We start from the raw sequence: 3155 nt of genomic DNA on the forward strand, positions 1-3155 counted from the left end.
AACCAAAACCAAGTTTCTCCGGATGCCAAAGCGGTTCGCGACGAACTGTTAAAGGACATCACCGATGGCAAGAAACTCAATAATGGCGAGCTTCGCAAAGCCGTCTACACTGCGGCCCAGAAGGGCAAAGTCGTTCCGTTTGGCGAGTTACTTGTGAACACGCGTGGCGCGTCGGACAAAGCAAAACGGGCGCGAGCGATCGCAAAGAAAAAGGGACAAAAGGTTCCTGAACTGAAACTTCCCACCGGCACCATTCTTGGCCAGGGTGAACCGGTCACGCTTGACAAAGACCCTCGCCCGGCGCTGATGCAGTGGCTTCGCGACAAAGACAATCCGTACTTTGCCAAAGCGATCGTCAATCGCGTCTGGGCCAACTATTTCGGCAGCGGAATCGTCGACCCTTCGGACGACATGAACCTTGCCAACCCACCGAGCAACGCACCGCTGCTGGATTATCTGGCCAGCGAGTTCATTGCCCAAGACTTTGACCTGAAATGGCTTCATCGCGAAATCGCCAATAGCGAAACCTATGCTCGAAGCGCGGAAACCAACGACACCAACCTTCACGACCGCGTCAATTTTTCGCGTCACATCCCACGACGACTGCCTGCCGAAGTGGTCTACGATGCTGTTGTCTTGGCGACGGGTTCCGATGACAAGGCAAGCCAGCTTCGCGGCGAAGTGAGCGAAATGGCGATCGCCGAAGGCATTGCTCAAAATCGCAATCAGAAAAACTTTGCTCTGGAAGTGTTCGGACAATCCACTCGTGAATCCAATTGCGATTGCGATCGCAGCGATTCTCCGAGTCTGCTGCAATCGATCTACCTACGCAACGATGCCGACATGCACAAACGGCTCTCCGACAAAAACGGCTGGGTCGCTCAGGCATGTGAAGCCCTCGGAGTGCCGGGCCCCAGTCAGCGAGTGGATCCGAAGCAAGCGGCCGCAGTGCGTGCTGCGGACAATTACCGCAAAATGATCATCAACCGGGTCACCAAATACAACTCGCTCCCCACAGAGCGACAAAAGAAAACGCGCGACCAAATCGAAAAAGAATACAAACGAATGGCGAACAAGTTCGAGCAATTCGACTTTGAAATGCCTTCTTTGGACTCGCTGATTGCCAACCCCAAATCGTGGCGAGAGCTGGAACCTACCAAGGCCGCAAATAAAGCCGCTTCGAACACCGTGTCGAAGCTGGTCGACGACGCCTACCTTCGCACGCTCAGCCGCTTCCCCGATGACGAGGAACGCGAGATTGCCGAAACGTTTATCAACGAGTCCGAAACGCCTGCCAATGGAATGGAATCGTTGATGTGGGCATTGGTGAATACCAAAGAATTCATCATCACTCACTAAACCTCATGCTGCAAATTGAGTCGCTTCCTTCATCCCCGTTCCTTTCTCTCCCCCCGTTACAGAGTCGATAACTATGGAAATTCATTCAACGTGTGATGGCATGAAACGTCGTGACATGCTCAAAGTGGGTGCACTTTCACTCGGCGGCTTTACGCTGGCAAACTACATGCGAATGGCCAGCGCGGGGCAGGTGGAATCGGGTCGTGCTGATCGCGCGATCTTTATCGAACTCAACGGCGGTCCGTCGCATATCGATACGTTCGATCCCAAGCCCAATGCCCCGGACACGGTTCGCGGAACGTTCAAGCCGATTGCCACGAATGTTCCTGGCATCCAGATCTCGGAGCATCTGCCGAAGCTAGCAGGCTGTGCCGACAAGTATGCCATTCTTCGCGGCGTCAGCCACACCTTGGCGGCTCATCAACTCGGACGCGAGTACGTGAACACGGGCAGCAAACCGATTCCCTCGCTTGATTACCCAAGCTACGGCGCCGTGTTAAGCAAAGAGAATCCATCCGATGGTGATATTCCTAGCCAAGTCGCAGTGCCTCGCAGCGGCCACGGCCCTGGCTTCCTGGGGATTCGCTATGCCGCTCTGGAGACCAACGCGACGCCGCAGTTTGGCCAACCCTACTCGGTACGCGGCATTTCACTTGCCGGAGGAATCGGAGTGGACGAAGTGAAACGTCGCCAACAATTGCTCAAAAAACTTGATCGTCGCTTCGCCAACCTGGAAAAGAACGACCAACTGCTTGAGGGATTGGACAAATTTGGCGAACAAGCTTATTCGATGATCACCTCATCGCGTGCGCGAGAAGCGTTTGATATCAGCAAAGAACCCGAGAGTTTTGCAAGACAATTTGGTGAAGAATCGTTCGGCCAAAGTTGTCTGCTCGCACTGCGATTGGTTGAATCAGGCGTACGTCTTGTCAATGTTCAGCTCGGCGGCTGGGACACCCACCAAGATAACTTTACCAAGCTGAAAGAGAACAACTTGCCTAAGCTTGATGCGGGGCTAAGCGGACTTCTCAATGGTCTTGAGCAACGTGGTTTACTCGAACGAACCGCCGTCTTTGTGACAGGTGAGTTTGGCCGGACTCCGAAAATCAACCAGCGAAGTGCCGAAGGGGGCCGCGATCACTACCCTCGATGCATGTTCATGCTGATGGCCGGTGGTGCGGTGCGTGGTGGCCAAGTGATTGGCGAAAGCGATGACACCGCCGCGGGACCACGCCACGAAGCCATTACGCCCGATGATGTGGCCGCCAGCTTCTATCACAACCTGGGGATCGACCCGACGCTCGAATACGACTCCAGCACGGGCCGTCCGATCACACTGGTTCGCAACGGAACCATCATCGAGAAGCTATTCTCATAGCGCAAAAGAGAAGGGCCATGGTGAAGCCCTCCCTGCCTCACCATGGCCCATCAAAAATGGAACGATGACACCGATCGTTCCACCCTCCCAATCCATGGTGCTAATACTATCGGCTGTAGGGAAGGCAGAACTAAACCGGATTCATCCTCGCCAAGGATTTTTTTTTGCGGATCAGGCAAATCGGAAGCCAGCCACCCGCCAGAGCTATGGCCGGGTGTTCATCAATCGAAAAAGGGTGCGGTCATAGCGAAAGTCACTAACATTCCCGCAGGCTAGCCGCCCCGGGGCGAATTGCTCTTGGCGAGCTTCGCCCCTTCGATTCAAGTGCCGCGGGGCGATTCAAGTGCTGCGGGGCCGATTAGCGGTGTGCCCCATCGCAACCTGCATCACAATGATGGCGTGCCGCCAAATTCCGCTT

The 3155-nt window shown here is 54.8% G+C and carries 2 protein-coding genes; both read left to right on the forward strand.

The window, feature by feature from the left end; all coding sequences use genetic code 11:
• On the forward strand, positions 1-1359 hold a 1359-nt coding region (locus ABX962_RS33595), incomplete at its 5' end, for a DUF1553 domain-containing protein (protein WP_372726041.1).
• 73 nt (positions 1360-1432) lie between these two features.
• Positions 1433-2737: a DUF1501 domain-containing protein gene (locus tag ABX962_RS33600; protein WP_372726042.1), complete on the forward strand. Its 1305-nt coding sequence runs from the start codon at positions 1433-1435 to the stop codon at positions 2735-2737.
• Positions 2738-3155 lie beyond the last annotated feature (418 nt).

The organism is Novipirellula sp., assembly GCF_041583735.1.
Lineage (GTDB): Bacteria > Planctomycetota > Planctomycetia > Pirellulales > Pirellulaceae > Novipirellula.

Excerpts from the sequence above, each read along its gene's own strand:
- ABX962_RS33600 (WP_372726042.1), top strand. The coding sequence starts at position 1,433 with ATGGAAATTCATTCAACGTGTGATGGCATGAAACGTCGTGACATGCTC.